A 16,309-nucleotide genomic window follows, 5' to 3' on the forward strand; every position below is an offset into this window, starting at 1 on the left:
GGGGCGCCTGTCCCGGTCCCGAAACCCACCGATCCCCCACCGGAGCCGTCCCTGTGAACTCCACGCCGTTGTTCTCCCTCGTCGCAGGGGTTTTCGTGATCCCCGCACTGGTTCTGCTCTGGCTGGCCCTGGGTGAACGGCTCCTGAACCTGCTGCCCGCCCGCGCGCAGGACCGCGTGCGCCCGTGGATCTGGCTCGCCGTCCCGCTGCTGCTGGGCGGCACCATCCTGCTGTACCCGCTGGTGCAGACCCTGATCATGTCGTTCCAGAACCGTTCCGGTGACGGCTTCGTCGGTCTGGACAACTACGGCTGGGTGCTCAGTGAGCAGATCCGCCCGGTGCTGGTGAACAACCTGGTCTGGCTGATCGTTCTGCCGCTGATCACGCTGGTCATCGGTCTGGTGGTCGCCGCGCTGGCCGACCGGGTGCGCTACGAGTGGCTGGTCCGCACCGTGATGATCCTGCCGATGGCGATCTCGTTCTCGGCCGCCGCCGTCATCTGGCGGCTGATGTACGCCTACCAGCCCTCCGGTGCCGCGCAGACCGGCACGCTCAACGGCGTCCTCAATGCCCTGGGGCTGGAGACCGAACCGTTCCTGTCCGACCCCGCGGTGACCACCTGGGCGCTGATCGCGATCGGTGTGTGGATGTCGACCGGCACCGCGATGCTCATGCTCTCGGCGGCGATCAAGAACGTCGACCACTCCACCCTGGAGGCCGCCCGCCTGGACGGCGCCGGTGAGCTGCGCGCCTTCTGGCACATCGCGATCCCGCAGATCGCGCCCACCATCATCGTCGTCTACACCACGCAGGTGATCTTCGCGCTGAAGATCTTCGACATCGTGTACACGATGACCAACGGCGCGTTCGACACCAACGTCATCGCCAACCGGATGTACGCGGAGCTGTTCCAGGCCCGCGACTACGGCCACGCCTCGGCCATCGCCGTGGTGCTGCTGATCGTGGCGATCCCGATCATCGTCGTCAACGTCCGCCAGTTCCGCGAGGAGAACGCCCGATGAGCGCCACCACCGAGGCAGCGCGCCCGGAAACCGTCACCCGGAAGCCGGTTCCGCGCGCCCGCCGGCACTTCTCCCCCTGGCGCGGGGTGATCCACGTGATCCTGATCAGTGTGTGCGTGGCCTGGATCGTGCCGCTGATCGGCCTGATCGTGTACTCGTTCCGCACCATCTCGGACTCGGCCACGAACGGCTGGTGGAACGCCTTCCTCAAGCCGTGGTTCACCATGACCAACTACCAGGACGCGTGGAACACCGGCGGTATCGGCCGGGCCATCCTGAACAGCACGCTGATCACCCTGCCCACCACCGCGATCACCGTCGTGGTCTGCGCCGTGTGCGCGTACACCCTGGCCCGCATGCGGTTCCGCGGCCGGATGACGATCCTGGCGGTCGTGGTCAGCCTGCTCGTGGTGCCGCCGCAGCTGACCCTGGTGCCGCTGCTGCGCCTGTTCGGCACCCTCGGCCTGACCGGCGAGCTGCCCAGCGTGTGGCTGTTCCAGGCCGGTTTCGTGATCCCGTTCGGGACCTACCTGCTGCACGGCTTCTTCCGGGCCTTCCCGGAGGAGCTGCTGGAGGCCGCCGCGCTGGACGGCGCCAGTGTGCCCCGCACGTTCTTCAGCATCGTGCTGCCCACCAGCGTCCCGATCATGGTGGCCCTGGCCATCATCCAGTTCATGTGGTCGTGGAACGACCTGCTCGTGCCCCTGCTCTTCCTCGGCGGCGGCGCCGACGTGGCCCCGGCCACCGTGCAGATCGCCGGCCTCGTGCAGTCCACCGGCGGCGGCCTCAACTCGCTGTCCGCGGCCGCGCTGATGTCCATGATCCCGCCCGTGGTGGTCACTCTCGCGCTCCAGCGCTACTTCGTCCGCGGCATTCTGGGCGGCGCCGTCAAGGGGTGAGATCGATGGACGACGAAGGGCTCGCGCCGGGCTCCCCGTCGTCCATCGGCATCTGGAAATCTGATCCAGAGCGCCGAAAACATGTGTTGGACAGAAGTAAGACGCTTGCTCAGGATTGAAAACGCAAGCATTGATGACTTTTCGTGGAGGTTCTGGTGTCACACCAAGAGGTTGAGGTCCTCGTCGTCGGCGGGGGCCAGGCCGGTGTGGCGATGAGCGAGCACCTGCTGAACGCCGGTGTCTCGCATCTCGTCCTGGAGCGCGGCCGGGTGGCCGAGCGCTGGCGGTCGGAGCGCTGGGACTCGCTGGTGGCCAACGGCCCGTCGTGGCACGACCGCTTCCCCGGCCTGGAGTTCCCGCGCACCGGCCCGGACGGCTTCGCCCCCAAGGAGGAGGTCGCCGACTACTTCGAGGCCTACGTGCGGCACCTCGACGCGCCGGTGCGCACCGGTGTCGAGGTGACCTCGGTGCGACGGCACGAGGGACGCCCGGGCTTTCGGGCGCAGACCTCCGAGGGCACGATCGACGCCCGGTTCGTGGTGGCCGCGACCGGCCCGTTCCAGAAGCCGGTGATCCCGGCGATCGTGCCCGAGGACGCGGTGCCCACCCAGATCCACTCCAGCTCCTACCGCAACCCGCAGCAGCTGGCCGAGGGCGCGGTGCTGGTGGTCGGCGCCGGCTCGTCCGGTGTGCAGATCGCCGACGAGCTCCAGCGCTCGGGCCGCCAGGTGTACCTGTCGGTGGGCCCGCACGACCGGCCCCCGCGCAGCTACCGCGGCCGCGACTTCGTCTGGTGGCTGGGCGTTCTGGGCCTGTGGGACATGGAGACCCCGCCGGCCGGCGCCGAGCACGTCACGATCGCCGTCAGCGGCGCGCGCGGCGGCGAGACCGTCGACTTCCGCAACCTGGCCGCGCAGGGCATCCGGCTGGTCGGGCGCACCAGCTCGTACGCCGACGGCGTGGTCGGTTTCGCCGCCGACCTGGGCGACAACATCAAGGGCGGCGACGCCAACCTGCTGGCCCTGCTCGACGCGGCCGACGCCTACGTCGAGCGCAACGGCCTCGACCTGCCGGAGGAGCCCGCGCTGCGCGAGCTCGGCCCCGACCCGGCGAGCGTCACCGACCCGACCCTGGAGCTCGACCTGGCCGCGGCGGGCGTCACCACGATCGTCTGGGCCACCGGCTTCCGCACCGACTACGGCTGGCTCGAGGTGCCCGGCGCCGTCGACGAGGCGGGCAAACCCGTTCACCGGCGCGGCGTCTCGGCGGAGCCCGGCGTGTACTTCGTCGGCCTGCCCTGGCTCTCGCGCCGCGGCTCCAGCTTCATCTGGGGCTGCTGGCACGACGCCAAGCACGTGGCCGGTCACATCTCCACCCAGCTGAACTACGTTGCCTACCAGGGGGTCCAGGCATGAACGAGACCATCGTCGTGGGCGGCCACCAGCGCATCCGCCCGTTCAACACCAGCGTCACCTACCCCGAGCAGAACCTCGACAACGACCTGTGCCAGGCCGTGGTCGCGGGCAACACGGTGTATGTGCGCGGCCAGATCGGGCAGAACCTCGACACCAGCGAGTCGGTCGGCATCGGCGACGTGGGCGCCCAGACCGAGCAGGCGATGGCCAACATCGCCATGCTGCTGGGCGAGGCCGGCGCGACGATCGAGCACCTGGTGAAACTGACCATCTACATCGTGGATCCGCGCTACCGGGAGACCGTGTACCGGGTGATCGGCCGCCACACCAAGGGTGTTCACCCGATCTCGACCGGCATCGTGGTGTCCGCGCTGGCCCGCCCGGAGTGGCTGGTCGAGGTCGACGCGATCGCGGTGATCCCGTCATGACGTTCTCCGTGCTCGGCACCGACAGCTCCGGCGCCGTCGGGATCGCCGTCTCGTCCTCCTCCCCCGCCGTCGCCGCCCGGTGCGTGCACCTGCGGGCCGGGGTGGGCGGCGCCTCCTCGCAGAACATCACCGACCCCCGGCTGGGCACCGAGCTTCTGGACGCCCTGAGCTCCGGTCTGGTTGCGCGGGAGGCACTCTCGCGGGTGGTCACCGGCCGCGAACTGATCGAGCACCGCCAGCTCACGGTGCTGGAGGTGAATGGCCAGGGCGCCGCCTTCTCCGGCGCGAACACCCTCGGCGTGCACCACACCGTGGTCGGCGACCAGGTGGTCGCGGCCGGCAACCTGCTCGCCTCTCCCGGCGTGATCGACGCCGTGGCAGCGGCTTTCGAGCAGTCCACCGGCGATCTGGAGACCCGGTTGCTGCTGGCCCTGGAGGCCGGGCTGGCCGCCGGCGGCGAGGCCGGGCCGGTGCGCTCGGCCGGGCTGTCCGTCGTGCGCGAGGTGGCGTGGCGCGAGACCGACCTGCGTGTCGACTGGAGCGACACCCCGATCGCGGAACTGCGCACCCTGCTGGAGGTCTGGCTGCCGCAGCGCGACGCCTACGTGACCCGCGGGCTGAATCCGGAGGCCGCTCCGTCGTACGGGGTCCCGGGCGATGAGTGATCTGCGCGAGGCCGCCGCCCGCACGGTCTCCGGTGACGCCGAACGGCTGATCGCCCTGTCCGAGCAGCTGCACGCGCACCCCGAGACGGCGTGGGAGGAACATCAATCCTCCCGATGGGTGGCCGAGACGCTCTCCGAGGCGGGCTTTTCCGTCGTCCCTGAGTTTCTGGGGCTGGAGACCGCGTTTCTGGCGACCTACGGCAGCGGCCCGTTCCGGCTGGGCCTGTGCGCCGAGTACGACGCGCTGCCCGGGCTCGGCCACGCCTGCGGGCACAACCTGATCTCGGCCATCACGGTCGGCGCCGCCCGGGCTCTGGCCCCGCTCGCGGACGCCGCCGGGCTGACCGTCGAGGTCTACGGCACCCCGGCCGAGGAGGGTGGCGGCGGCAAGATCGAGCTGCTGGAGCGCGGCGCGTTCCAGGGCCTCGACCTGGCGATGATGGCGCACCCGGCACCGGTCGACGTGGCCGAGGCCGAGCCGTTCGCGGTGTCGCACTCGCACGTGTCCTACCGGGGGAAGGCCGCGCACGCGGCGGCCTACCCGGAGCAGGGCGTCAACGCCGCCGACGCGTTCACCCTGGCCCAGGTCGCGATCGGGCTTCTGCGCCAGCAGCTTCCGCCGAGCGTGCGGGTGCACGGCGTGATGACCAACGGCGGCGAGGCGCCCAACGCGATCCCGGCGCACACCGAGGGACGCTGGTACGTGCGGGCGTCCTCGCTGGCCGAGCTGAGCGCCACCGAGGAGAAGGTCCGGCGCTGCTTCGAGGCCGGGGCCCTGGCCACCGGGGCCACGCTCGACATCACCCCGGAGAGCAAGCCGTACGACGGGTTCCGCACCTACCAGCCGGCTCTGGACGCCTACCGGCGCAACGCCCGGTCGCTGGGCCGGGTGTTCGACGACGCCTCCCCCGCCCGCAGCATGAACCGGGCGTCCACCGACATGGGCAACGTGTCCCAGGTGGTGCCGGCGATCCATCCGTACATCGGCATCGGCTCGCTGCCGGCGCTGAACCACCAGCCGGAGTTCGCGGCGCACTGCGTCGGGGCGGACGCCGAGAAGGCACTGCTCGACGCCGCCACCGCCCTGGCCTGGACGGCGCTCGATCTGGCCACGCACTGACGCTTGGGAATGGCAGGGTCGGTGATTATCGTGATCACATGGCCTTCCTCACGCTCGACGTCGCGCTCCCGCTGCCCACGCGGCTGCGGGACGCGGCGGTGCGGGCCAGCGACGCCTGCGCCGGCCGGATCGACTCGGCCTTCCGGCTGGGCCGGCCCTATCCCGGGCTCCCCGACGACGAGGTGTGCGAGCCGCACGTGTCGCTGTTCATGCTGCGGCTGCACGAGAGCCGGGTGAACGAGCTGCTCGGCGCCGTGTCCGGGGTGGCCGCGCGCAGCACGCCGGTGCGGGCGCAGGGCGAGCGCTGGCGGCCCAATCCGCAAGGCGCCCCGGAACTGCACTTCCGGGCGTCCCCCGGGTGGGGCGTCCTGCAAGAACAGGTGGTGGCCGCCGTCGCGCCACTGCGCGACGGGCTGCGCGAGCGCGACCCCGCCGGTGACAGCCCCGCCGAGCTGATCGACCGGCTCCGGCGGCAGGACCCGGGCGGTTCCCGGCTGGCCCAGCTGGAACGGTACGGCTACGACGAGATCGCCGAGCGGTTCAGCCCGCACGTGACGGTGGCCTGGCCGCGCTCGCGTTCCGGCGACGGCGCTCCCCCCGGCCCCGAACCCTCTTTCTGGCAGGGCGATCTCACCCGGATCGGGGTGTACCGGATGGCGCCGCACGGCACCTGTGTGCGCCCGTTCGGAGTGTTCCCCCTGAGCGGCGAAAAACTGACACCAACTCGTGTCATCAAGACCGGCGGCGCATTTCGATAGTCGGCCACCGGCCCCCCGGATATGCTGTGATCCGGACAGATGGGGGTCTTCCGGCCATGGTGCGCCTGATCAGCTGGCTCCAGAAAAACCTCGACGGCGCCATCGCTTTCGCTGTCGCCGTCGTGGTCGCCGTGCTCGACGTGTTCGGGCTGCCCGGCGAGGGGCAGGTCGACAACGCCATACTGCTGGTGCTGGGGGTGCTCGCGGTCGCCCAGCTGCGCGACCGCTCCCGCAAGGAGGACTCCGAGCTGGCCACCCGGGCGCTGCTCGACCAGACCGTCGGAAAACTGACGGGGCAGGTGCAGAGCGTCCAGAAAAAGGTGGACGGCGTGGCCCGCGACCTGACCGGCGTCCATCAGCAGGTCGACGGCATATCCCTCGGGGTGGAAGGCATTTCGCGCGGCGTCGACGACGCCACCATGGTGCGGGTGCTCAGCGGTGACGAGATCACCCGGGCCCTGCGCGACGCCCGCCACCACACCGAGCGCTGGCACTTCCGCGGCGGCACCGGCACCTACATCCGGGCCGTCACCCTGCCCGACTGCGTCGACCAGTCCCGGCGCGAGCGGCGCAGTCTCGAGGTCCGGCTGGAGATCATCGACCCCACCAACCTGGAGCTGTGCAGCACCTACGCGCAGTTCCGCGGGTCGTCGCCCAACGACCGCGATCCCTGGGATCCCGAGCGCACGCAGCGCGAGGCCTACGCCACCATCCTGGCCGCGGCCTGGTACCTCCAGCGCTCGTCGTTCCTCGACATCAAGGTCGGACTGTCACAGGTGATGCCGACGCTACGGTCCGACCTCTCGTCGAGCACCCTGGTCATCACCAACGAGCGGCCGTTCGGGCAGGCCCTGCTGGTCCAGCGCGACAAGCTGCTCTACTCCTACATCGAGACCGACCTGCGCAAGAGTTTCGAGCAGGCCCGGCCGGTTCCGCTGGAGCAGGCCCGGCACCCGCGACTGCGCGACGAGCCCACCCCCGACGAGGTGGTCCGGTTCTTCGCCCGGCTCGACATGCCGCTCAGCACCAGCTTTCTCGACGACGACGTCGGCGACATCATCCGGCGCGCCCTGCACGCGGAGGATCCGTTCGCATCATGACCACGATGACGTACGCCTCGCTCGACGAGGCGATCAGCCGGGGCGCCGGGCCCACCGTGGTGCCGGCCGCCTCGCACCACGCGCTGCTGGCCGTGGAGTCGGGCCGGCAACCGCTGCGGGCGGTGCGTCACCCGCTGGGTTTCTTCTGCCTGCCCGTGGTACGCGACGGCGACCTCGGGGTGTGCGTGCACGTGTGGACCTCCCGGCTGCCGCCGCCGGGCACCGTCGTCACCTCCCCGGTGCACTGCCACAGCTGGGAACTGGTCAGTTACGTGCTTTACGGCCGGGTGACGCACACACTGATCGACGTGGACGACGATCCGGACGGTGCCCAGCGGGTGTACGAGGTGCTCAGCCGCGACGGGGTGGACGAGGTGCGGCCCACGCCGCGCCTGGTGCGCTGCCGGGTCAGCCGCTCACGACCGACCGGGCCCGGCAGCAGTTACCGGCTGGGCGCCGGGCAGTTCCACTCCAGTGTCGCCGACGACGGGGAGGCCGCCACCGTGGTACTCGGGCGCACGACCGGCAATCAGGATCTCACCGTGGGCGACCGTGACCTGCACGGTCATCTGCTGCCGCGGGAACGGTGCAGCAGTCGGGAGACCGCCGCGCTGGCGCGGATCGCGCTGGACGGGCTGGGCGTGGCCGGGGTGCGGCGATGAGCCCGGCGGTGGATCCGGCGACCGGCCCGGCGGTGGACCCGGCGCACGCGCGGGACGTGGCGGTGCGGGCGGCCCAGGAGGCGGGAGCCCTGCTGCTGCGCCGCTACTCGGCCGGGGTGCGCAGCCGGCCCAAGGGCGATTCCGGTGACGTGGTCACCGATCTCGACCTGGCCGCGGAGGCGCTGATCGTCGAGCGCATCCGCAGCGTCTTCCCCGGGCACCGGATCGTGGCCGAGGAGTCCGGGGTGCACGAGGCGATCGGCGCCGACGGCGGCTGGACCTGGCTGGTCGACCCGCTCGACGGCACCAACAACGTGGCCATCGGGCTGTCCGCGTTCGTGGTCGGGCTGGCGCTGTGCGCCGGTGAGACCACCGTGGTCGGCGTGGTCCACGACCCGATCCTGAACCAGACCTGGTCGGCGGTGAAGGGGCACGGCGCGTTCGGCCCGCAGGGTCGGCTGGGCCCGCTGCCCCGGCCGATGCCGCACGGGCCGGTGCTGGGCTGGACGCAGGGGCACGGGGTGCACCGCGACGACTCCCGGGCCCGCTCGCTGAAGCTGGTGATGGAACGCAACTCGCTGCGCACCCTTCAGCTGTGGGCGCCGCTGATGTGCTGGATCATGCTGGCGCGCGGGCACATCGACGGTTTCATCGGCTACCACGCCGAGGCCGTCGACCTGCCCGCGGGCAGCATCATCGCGGCCGAGGCCGGCATCCACACGGTCACGCTGGACGGCGGGCCGTTCGTCGAGACGGTGGCCGAGACCGAGCGGCGCAGCTTCGTGGCCGCGCACCCGCACAACCTCCAGGCCCTGCTCGACCTGGTCGCCACCGCCGACGCCCTCGCCCCGCAGATCGGGAAGCTGCCGCTGGTGGCCGGGCTCAGCCGGTCACACTGAGCACGGCGACGGTCGCGAGCAGCGCGGCCACCGCCAGACCGGCGCCGGTGGCGGCGAACCGCCCCACCGGCACCCGCACGCCGCGGGCGGCGCAGCGCTCGTACCACAGCAGGGTGGCCAGCGACGCCCACGGCGTGATCACCGGACCGACGTTCGTGCCGACCAGCAGGGCCAGCAACTGGTCGGCGTTGCCGTCGGGCACCACGGCCTCGCCCGCCACGTAGGCGGGCAGATTGTTGACGACGTTGGCCAGGCCGGCCCCGGCGAACGCCGCCCGGAACAGGCCGGCCAGGTCGTTGCCGGTACCCATCAGGCTCAGCATCACCTCGGACAGGCCGTGCCGGCTGATCGTCTCGATCACCAGGAACAGCCCGGTGACGAAAACCAGCAGCCGCCAGGGGAACAGGCCCGGGCGCAGCGGGGCCGGGTTGCGCACGGCGAAGGCGATCAGCACCACGGCCGCGGCCACCGCCGAGGCGATCCACAGCTCCACGTTCACGGCGAGGATGGCCACCACGAACGCCACGCAGGCCGCCCCGGCGATCCGGAACAGCACCCGGTCGGGCACCTGGTGCGGCTGCGGCGGCTCGTACGAGTCGGCGCCGCGCCGCGAGCGCCGCCAGTAGAACACCCACAGGAACACCATGGTGACGGCGACCGACACCAGCTGGGCGGGCCACATCCGGGCGGCGAAACCGATCGGTTCCAGGCCGATCCGGTCCAGGGCCAGCAGGTTGGTCAGGTTCGAGACCGGCAGCAGCAGGCTGGCGGTGTTGGCGAGCCAGACGGTCGTCATCGCCAGCGGGATCGGCGCGATGCCCACCTTGCCGGCCAGGGCCAGCATGACCGGGGTGAGCAGTACGGCCGTGGTGTCCAGGTTGAGGGCGGCCGTGGTCAGCGTCGCGAAACCCACGCAGAGCAGGAACAGCACGAAGTAACTGCCCCGGGCGGCGATCGCGATCCGGGCCGCGATCACGTCGAAAACCTCGGCCTCGGCGGTGAGCTCGGCCAGGATCACGACCGAGGCGAGGAACAGCAGGCTGGGGGTGATCCGGCGGACCACGGCCCAGGCGTCGTCGCCGGGCAGCAGACCGGTGGCGACGCAGAGCAGACCGAGCACGAGCAGCGCGATCGCGATCCGGTCCAGGACATGAAGACGTGGCAGGCGGAGGGGCACGGCCGAAAGGATCGCACGCCGGAACCCGCCCCGCAGATCGCCAGGTGCGCGATAATGCATGGGTGCAATGGGGGGCAAATTCTTCGGGCGGCCCGGCGATCGACATCTTCGTCAGCTATTCGCGGGCCGATGAACGCTGGGCCATCTGGATCGCCGACACCCTCGAGTCGGCCGGTTACCGCACCATGCTCCAGGTCTGGGACTTCGTGCCGGGCACCAACTTCATCGAGTTCATCGACCGGGGCATCAGTGAGTCCCGCCTGGTGCTGGCGGTGCTGTCGCCCAGCTACCTCCAGTCCCGCTACGGCCGGGTGGAATGGCAGGCCGCCTGGCAGGCCGCGTCCGAGCCGGGGGCCAAGCTGGTCACGGTGCGGGTCGAGGAGTGTGAGCTGCACGGCCTGCTGTCCACCATCACGTTCGTCGACCTGGTCGCCATCGAAGACCCGGCGCACGCCGCCGAGCTGCTGCTCCAGCGCATGCAGGAGGCGCTGGACGGGCGGGCCAAACCGGTGGCCGAGCCGGGTGGGTCGGCGTTCCCCGCTGCACCCGGACTGCCCTCCGGCGCGGGCACTTCCGCGCTGCCGCCGTCCCAGCGCATCCGGCCGGCCCGGGGCGGTGCGGCGCCGGGTGCCAGGGGTGAGCCGGCGCCGGATGCCGGGGGTGCGGCCCGGCGTCGCGCTCCCGGGCCGGCGCCCTACCCGGTGGCCGCCCGCACAACGCAACCCCGCGGCAGCGTCACCGTGCTGCACGTGGCCGGCACCGAGTTCGGCGCCGGCCTGCGCGAAGACACCGGTTCGCGGCAGGGCTCGGACCGGCACGCCCAGGTGCTCGCCGACGTCACCCAGCTCGTGCACTCCGGGGCGCCGCGGCCCGACCTGGTGGTGGTCACCGGCGACCTGACCGGGTCCGGCGGGCGCAAGGAGTTCGAGGCCGCGCTGGCGTTCCTCACCCAGCTGCGCCTGAGTCTGGGGCTGGACCGCGACCGCCTCGTCGTCGTCCCCGGGCGAAAAGACGTCAGCCGGGCCGCCTGCCGCGCCTATTTCAACGAGTGCGAGGCCGACGACCTCACCCCGGTGCCGCCGTACTGGCCGAAGTGGCGGCACTTCAGCCGGGTGTTCCACGAGCTCTATGCCGGTATCGACGACGTGGTGTTCGACTCCGGCCAGCCCTGGACGCTGTTCCCGGTACCGGATCTCCAGGTGGTCGTGGCCGGCATCAACACCACCATGGCCGTCACCCACCGCCCCGGCGACGACCACGGCTCGATCGGGGCGCCGCAGGCCAGCTGGTTCGCCGAGCACCTGCACCAGCACGAGCAGCAGGGCTGGCTGCGGATCGGGGTGATGAGCGACGTGCCCGGCCCGTGGCCGGGAGCGCTGCGCGACGGCGCCTCGTTCACCCGGCTGATCGCGCCCCGGCTGAACCTGCTGGTGCACGGCCCGGCCCCGGGACCCGACGGCCCGCACCAGCTGGGTGCCGAGCTGACCGGGGTCTCGGTGCCGGAACCGGGCCGGATAGAACTGATCTCGGTCACCGCCGAGGGCCTCACCCGGTGGAGCGCCCCGGAGGGCGACGAGGTGCCCGAGCCGGTGCGGCTGCTGCGCGGCTGGCACGCCGCCGGCGCCACCTTCGACCCCGGCCCGGAGCTGCTGCCGGTGCCCGACGACGACGGCACCGACGACGAGGTGCGCACCGCGATCGATCCGCTGGCCCAGTTCCTCGGCCAGATCGAGGAGGTCTGCCGGGCCCGGTACGAGGGCGTGCGCATCCGCCGGGTCGCCACCGACCCGCCCTACCTGATCGTCACCCGCCCGCAGGACGGCTTCGCCCGGCAGTCCGGTGTGGGGGCGCTGCTGGGAGAGCCGACCGACGCCGACGTCGAGGCGTTCCTCGGTGTGGCCCGCGGCGCCGACCCGGATCTCGGCCTGGAGCTGGTGTTCTCCGGCCCGCCACCGCTGCCGGAGATCCGCGAGCGCGCGCTGCGGGCCCGGGTGCGGCTGCGCAGTTTCACCGAGTTCCAGGGCCTGCTCGACCTGCGGGCCTACGTGGAGGGGCAGACCGCCCGGCTGGCCGGCGACCGCCAGTACCCACCGGAACTGTACGTGCCGCAGCGCTTTCGCGAGCTGGACCGGCCCAACCAGCCGGTGCACGACAACCTGGTCGGCACGCTGCTGCGTGAGCTGGGAGACGACGACGGCCGGTTCGTGCTGCTGCTGGGCGACTTCGGCCGGGGCAAGACGTTCGCGGTGCGGGAGGTGGCGCAGCGCATCCCGATGGAGCTGCCGCACCTGATCCCGATCCTGATCGAGCTGCGGGCCCTCGACAAGGCGCACTCGATCGAGGGTCTGGTGGCCTCGCACCTGGCCGACCACGGCGAGCAGAACATCGACCTGCGGGCCTTCGACTACATGCTCCGGCGCGGCCGGATCGTGCTGCTGTTCGACGGTTTCGACGAGCTGGTCACCCGCACCACCTACGAGCGCGCGGCCGACCACCTGGACACCCTGCTGCGGGCCGCCACCGGCGACGCGAAGATCGTGCTCAGCAGCCGCACCCAGCACTTCCAGTCGCGCTCGCAGGTGCTGACCGCGCTGGGCGACCGGGTCGGGCTGCTGTCGCAGCGGCGTCTGCTGAGCATCGAGGAGTTCACCCCGGCGCAGATCCGGGACTACCTGGTCAACCACTACCACGGTGACCAGGAGGCGGCGGACGCCCGGCTGCGGCTGATCAGCGGGGTGCAGAACCTGATCGACCTGGCGCACAACCCGCGCATGCTGAGCTTCATCGCCGACCTGGCCGAGGAGCGGCTGCTCGCGGTGGCGCGGGTGGGCCGGGCGCTGTCGGCGGCGGGCCTGTACCGGGAGATCCTGTCGTCCTGGCTGGCCGGTGAGGAGCGGCGCACCCGCAACGTGCCCGGCGCCCCGGCCGGGCTGGGTCTGGACGACCTGTGGCGGGCGGTCACCCGGCTGGCACTGCGGCTGTGGGAGGCCAACGAGTCGGTGCTGCGGATCACCGACATCACCGAGGTGGCCGACCTGGTGGCGGGCATGGCCGAGGGGGCGATGTCGACGGCCGAGGCCACGCACGCACTGGGCACCGGCACGTTACTGGTGCGCACCGACGACGGGCTGTTCGGGTTCATCCACGGCTCGGTGGTGGAGTGGCTGGTGGCCAACGAGATCGCCACCCGGCTGGGCCGGCACGAGTCGAGTCTGCTGTCGCAGCGCCCGCTCTCGCAGCTGACCATCGACTTCGTCTGTGACCTGGCCGACGTGCGGGCCTGCGAGGAGTGGGTGGAGCGCACGCTGCCCGACCCGGACGCCGACGACGTGGCGCGCGCCAACGCGGCCCGGCTCAGCACCCGGCTGCGCATCCCGGCACACACCGACCTGCGGGGCGCGTCGCTGCCGGGCGAGGACCTGTCCTACCGCGACCTGGCCGGGGTGGACCTGACCGGCGCCGACCTGACCGACGCCCGGCTGGTCGGGGCGAACCTGTCCGGGGCACGGCTGAGGAACGCCCGGCTGGTCGGCGCGCGGCTCGACGAGGCGGTGCTGACCGGCGCCGACCTGACCGCCACCGACCTGCGCCGGGCCCGGATGATCCGCACCGACCTGCGCGAGGTCACCGTCACCGGCAGCCGCTGGTCACGGGTCAGCCTGATCGCGGCCACCCTCGACCCCGGGCTGACCGGGGCGCCGGAGCTGCGTGGGGCGGCGCTGGCGCCGGGTGCCACGGTGCAGGCCGAGCTGGCGCCGGCCGGGATCGGCGTGCCGTACGGCTTCCACATCCGGTTCGGCCGGCTGCCGCAGCCGCTCGCCTACACCGGTGACGACAGCACCCTGGCGGTGGGCTGCGACAACGGCAGCGTGCTGATCTGCGACACGGTGTCCGGGCTGCCGATCCGCACGCTGCACGGGCACCGGGCGCGGGTGTACCTGGTGCTGGCCATCGGCCGTAACGGGCTGGTGACGGCGGGCGGCGACGGCGAGCTGCGGATGTGGGACAGCGCCACCGGGGCACAGCGCTGGTCGCGCGGCGACCACGCGGACTGGGTGTGGCCGGTGGTCGCCGGGCACGAGGGGCACCTGCTGGCCACGTCCGACAGCAGCGGTGCGGTGCAGGTGCTCAACGCCGCCGACGGAACGGTCCGGCACGTGCTGGGCGGGATGACGCCGCCGGTGTGGACGGCCGCGTTCACCCCCGACGACCGGCTGCTGGCCTGCGGCGCCTCGGACGGCACGGTGCGGTTGTGGCAGACCGGTGACGGGCGGCTGGCGCAGGTCCTGATCGGGCACGGCGGTTCGGTGTTCCGGGTCCAGTTCGACGCCACCGGCGAGTTTCTGGCCACCGCCGACGAGCTGGGCGTCATCCGGATCTGGGAGACCGCCACGGGCACCCTGCTGCGGCAGCTGACCGGGCACACCCGGTCGGTGTACACGATGGACTTCCATCCCGGCGGCGAGCTGCTGGCCACGGCCGACACCGGAGGCACGGTGCGGCTGTGGCGGCTGTCCACCGGGCAGACCGCCGGGGTGGTGCAGGCGCACACGAGTTCGGTGTACCAGGTGCAGTTCTCACCGGACGGGCTGAACCTGGCCAGCCTCGACAGCAGCGGCTCGGTGCGGATGTGGGCGGTGCAGCCGGCTGCCGATCCGCCGGTCACGCCGCAGCACGAGCTGCGGGGGCACCGGGCCGCGGTCTGGCCGGGGGCCTTCCGCGGCGACGGCACGCAGTTCGCGACGGCCGGCAACGACGGCACGCTGCGCCTGTGGGACGTGGCCGACGGGCAGTGCCGGCACGTACTGCACGGGCACGGCCGGCGGATCACCTCGATCAGTTTCAGCGCCGACGGCTCCCGGCTGGCGGCCTGCGGCAACGACGGTGTGGTGCGGTTGTGGAACCCGTCCACCGGGCAGCTCACGGGCAGCCGGTCGGGCAGCGGCGACACCCTGGTGTCGTGCGTGTTCAGCCCGGCCGGCGACCTGCTCGCGGCGGCCAGCAACGACGGCGGCGTGCACCTGATCGGCACCGGTGACGGTGATGAAGTGCAGGCGCGCGAGCTCGACGCCGAGACCGACAACATCTGGGCCGAGGCGTTCAGCCCGGACGGCCGGATCCTGGCCACCGCCAACGACGACGACACGGTCGGCCTGTGGTTCCACCGCACCGGCGCGCAGGGCCACACCCTGACCGGGCACCGCGGCCGGGTGCGCTCCATCGGCTTCGCCCCCGACGGCCAGACGCTGGTCACCGGCTGCGACGACCAGCGGCTGCGACGCTGGGGCGTCGAGTCCGGCCGGCTGCTGGACACGCTGGAGGGCCACGAGGACCGGGTGTACGCGGTGGCCCACAACGCCGACGGCAGCCTGCTCGCCAGCGCCAGCTGGGACAGCACGGTGCGGATCTGGGACACCCGCAGCGACGTCTGCCTGCACCGCCTGAGCGGGCACGTGGGCCGGCTGTGGAGCGCGGCCTTCCATCCGGGGGCCGACCTGGTGGCGGCGGCCGGCGACGACGCCACGATCTCGCTGTGGGACGCCCGGAGCGGCACGCACCGGGGGTGGTTGCGGGGGCACGTCGGCCGGGTCTACACCGTCGGTTTCAACCACGACGGCTCGTTGCTGGCCAGCGGTGGTGACGACGGAACGGTGCGGCTGTGGGACCCGTCCGCCCCGCCGGAGTCGGCGCTGCGGATGACGCTGCTGGGCACCCCGGACGGCTGGGCCACGCTGGCCCCCGACGGCCGCTACAAGATGGAAGGCGGCATGGTGCAAGACTTCTGGTACTCGGTCGGGATGTGCCGCTTCGAGCCGGGCGAGCTCGACGACTACCTGACCCAGCTGGTGCGGCGGCTGCCGGTGGAGGCCCCGTTCTGAGAAGCGCCCAGCCCGTCACCACTGACGGGGAAGCCGAAACGCCTGGCACCGCTTCGAACCGGGATGCCGATCATCCAGTCAGGGTGCAGCCCTGCACTGATGCATTTGCCCGGTTGGCCAGAACTTTTCCCTCACAATGAGTTTCACCTAAGTAACCCTGACGGACACTTGACGTGATCTAGCTCGCAGGAACAGTCAGTCCGGGCATGCCGCCACGTCGCAACCGCTACGGTCCCTCATATGCTGAACGGAACTAGACGGAGATTCATTGCGACTGGAATAGCC

12 protein-coding genes are annotated in these 16,309 nt (G+C 71.8%); 11 read left to right on the top strand and 1 reads right to left on the bottom strand.

Features of this window, described 5'->3' with window-relative positions; all coding sequences use genetic code 11:
• Positions 1 to 95: 95 nt before the first annotated feature.
• From KIH74_RS14475 to KIH74_RS14520, 10 genes are all read left to right on the top strand, one after another.
• Complete coding sequence (locus tag KIH74_RS14475) at positions 96 to 1,022, top strand: carbohydrate ABC transporter permease (RefSeq protein ID WP_214156433.1); 927 nt, start codon at positions 96 to 98, stop codon at positions 1,020 to 1,022.
• Positions 1,019 to 1,921, top strand: coding sequence for a carbohydrate ABC transporter permease (locus KIH74_RS14480; RefSeq protein ID WP_214156434.1), 903 nt, complete (start codon positions 1,019 to 1,021; stop codon positions 1,919 to 1,921). The genes KIH74_RS14475 and KIH74_RS14480 overlap by 4 nt, the downstream gene beginning before the upstream one ends.
• A 155-nt stretch (positions 1,922 to 2,076) precedes the next feature.
• On the top strand, positions 2,077 to 3,336 hold the full coding sequence (locus tag KIH74_RS14485; RefSeq protein ID WP_214156435.1) for a flavin-containing monooxygenase: 1,260 nt from the start codon (positions 2,077 to 2,079) through the stop codon (positions 3,334 to 3,336).
• The gene (locus KIH74_RS14490; RefSeq protein ID WP_214156436.1) at positions 3,333 to 3,764 is read left to right on the top strand and encodes a RidA family protein; all 432 of its coding nucleotides are present in this window, start codon (positions 3,333 to 3,335) and stop codon (positions 3,762 to 3,764) included. The genes KIH74_RS14485 and KIH74_RS14490 overlap by 4 nt, the downstream gene beginning before the upstream one ends.
• The gene (locus KIH74_RS14495) at positions 3,761 to 4,429 is read left to right on the top strand and encodes a DUF1028 domain-containing protein (RefSeq protein ID WP_214156437.1); all 669 of its coding nucleotides are present in this window, start codon (positions 3,761 to 3,763) and stop codon (positions 4,427 to 4,429) included. The genes KIH74_RS14490 and KIH74_RS14495 overlap by 4 nt, the downstream gene beginning before the upstream one ends.
• Positions 4,422 to 5,549 (top strand): M20 family metallopeptidase, encoded by a 1,128-nt coding sequence (locus KIH74_RS14500; RefSeq protein WP_214156438.1) that lies wholly within the window; start codon positions 4,422 to 4,424, stop codon positions 5,547 to 5,549. The genes KIH74_RS14495 and KIH74_RS14500 overlap by 8 nt, the downstream gene beginning before the upstream one ends.
• Positions 5,550 to 5,587: 38 nt before the next feature.
• Positions 5,588 to 6,307, top strand: a complete 720-nt coding sequence (locus KIH74_RS14505) for a hypothetical protein (protein WP_214156439.1) — start codon at positions 5,588 to 5,590, stop codon at positions 6,305 to 6,307.
• 26 nt (positions 6,308 to 6,333) lie between these two features.
• Entirely contained in the window at positions 6,334 to 7,407 is a 1,074-nt protein-coding gene (locus tag KIH74_RS14510; protein ID WP_214156440.1) for a hypothetical protein, read from the top strand.
• Positions 7,404 to 8,069, top strand: a complete 666-nt coding sequence (locus tag KIH74_RS14515; RefSeq protein WP_214156441.1) for a hypothetical protein — start codon at positions 7,404 to 7,406, stop codon at positions 8,067 to 8,069. Before KIH74_RS14510 ends, KIH74_RS14515 begins: the two co-directional genes overlap by 4 nt.
• The gene (locus KIH74_RS14520) at positions 8,066 to 8,968 is read left to right on the top strand and encodes an inositol monophosphatase family protein (protein ID WP_214156442.1); all 903 of its coding nucleotides are present in this window, start codon (positions 8,066 to 8,068) and stop codon (positions 8,966 to 8,968) included. Before KIH74_RS14515 ends, KIH74_RS14520 begins: the two co-directional genes overlap by 4 nt.
• Here KIH74_RS14520 and KIH74_RS14525 read toward each other — a convergent pair.
• Positions 8,952 to 10,205, bottom strand: a complete 1,254-nt coding sequence (locus KIH74_RS14525; protein WP_214156443.1) for an ArsB/NhaD family transporter — start codon at positions 10,203 to 10,205, stop codon at positions 8,952 to 8,954. The two genes, KIH74_RS14520 and KIH74_RS14525, sit on opposite strands and share 17 nt — an antisense overlap.
• A gap of 2 nt (positions 10,206 to 10,207) precedes the next feature.
• Here KIH74_RS14525 and KIH74_RS14530 point away from each other — a divergent pair, with 2 nt between their 5' ends.
• Positions 10,208 to 16,024: a TIR domain-containing protein gene (locus KIH74_RS14530; RefSeq protein WP_214156444.1), complete on the top strand. Its 5,817-nt coding sequence runs from the start codon at positions 10,208 to 10,210 to the stop codon at positions 16,022 to 16,024.
• The last annotated feature ends 285 nt before the right edge of the window (positions 16,025 to 16,309 follow it).

The sequence above is a fragment of the Kineosporia corallincola genome (assembly GCF_018499875.1).
GTDB classification, from domain to species: domain Bacteria; phylum Actinomycetota; class Actinomycetes; order Actinomycetales; family Kineosporiaceae; genus Kineosporia; species Kineosporia corallincola.

Bases quoted from the DNA above. Each gene is read 5' to 3' on its own strand.
- KIH74_RS14480 (WP_214156434.1), top strand. From the start codon at position 1,019: ATGAGCGCCACCACCGAGGCAGCGCGCCCGGAAACCGTCACCCGGAAG.
- KIH74_RS14490 (WP_214156436.1), top strand. From the start codon at position 3,333: ATGAACGAGACCATCGTCGTGGGCGGCCACCAGCGCATCCGCCCGTTC.
- KIH74_RS14495 (WP_214156437.1), top strand. From the start codon at position 3,761: ATGACGTTCTCCGTGCTCGGCACCGACAGCTCCGGCGCCGTCGGGATC.
- KIH74_RS14500 (WP_214156438.1), top strand. From the start codon at position 4,422: ATGAGTGATCTGCGCGAGGCCGCCGCCCGCACGGTCTCCGGTGACGCC.
- KIH74_RS14505 (WP_214156439.1), top strand. From the start codon at position 5,588: ATGGCCTTCCTCACGCTCGACGTCGCGCTCCCGCTGCCCACGCGGCTG.
- KIH74_RS14515 (WP_214156441.1), top strand. From the start codon at position 7,404: ATGACCACGATGACGTACGCCTCGCTCGACGAGGCGATCAGCCGGGGC.
- KIH74_RS14520 (WP_214156442.1), top strand. From the start codon at position 8,066: ATGAGCCCGGCGGTGGATCCGGCGACCGGCCCGGCGGTGGACCCGGCG.
- KIH74_RS14525 (WP_214156443.1), bottom strand. From the start codon at position 10,205: ATGCATTATCGCGCACCTGGCGATCTGCGGGGCGGGTTCCGGCGTGCG.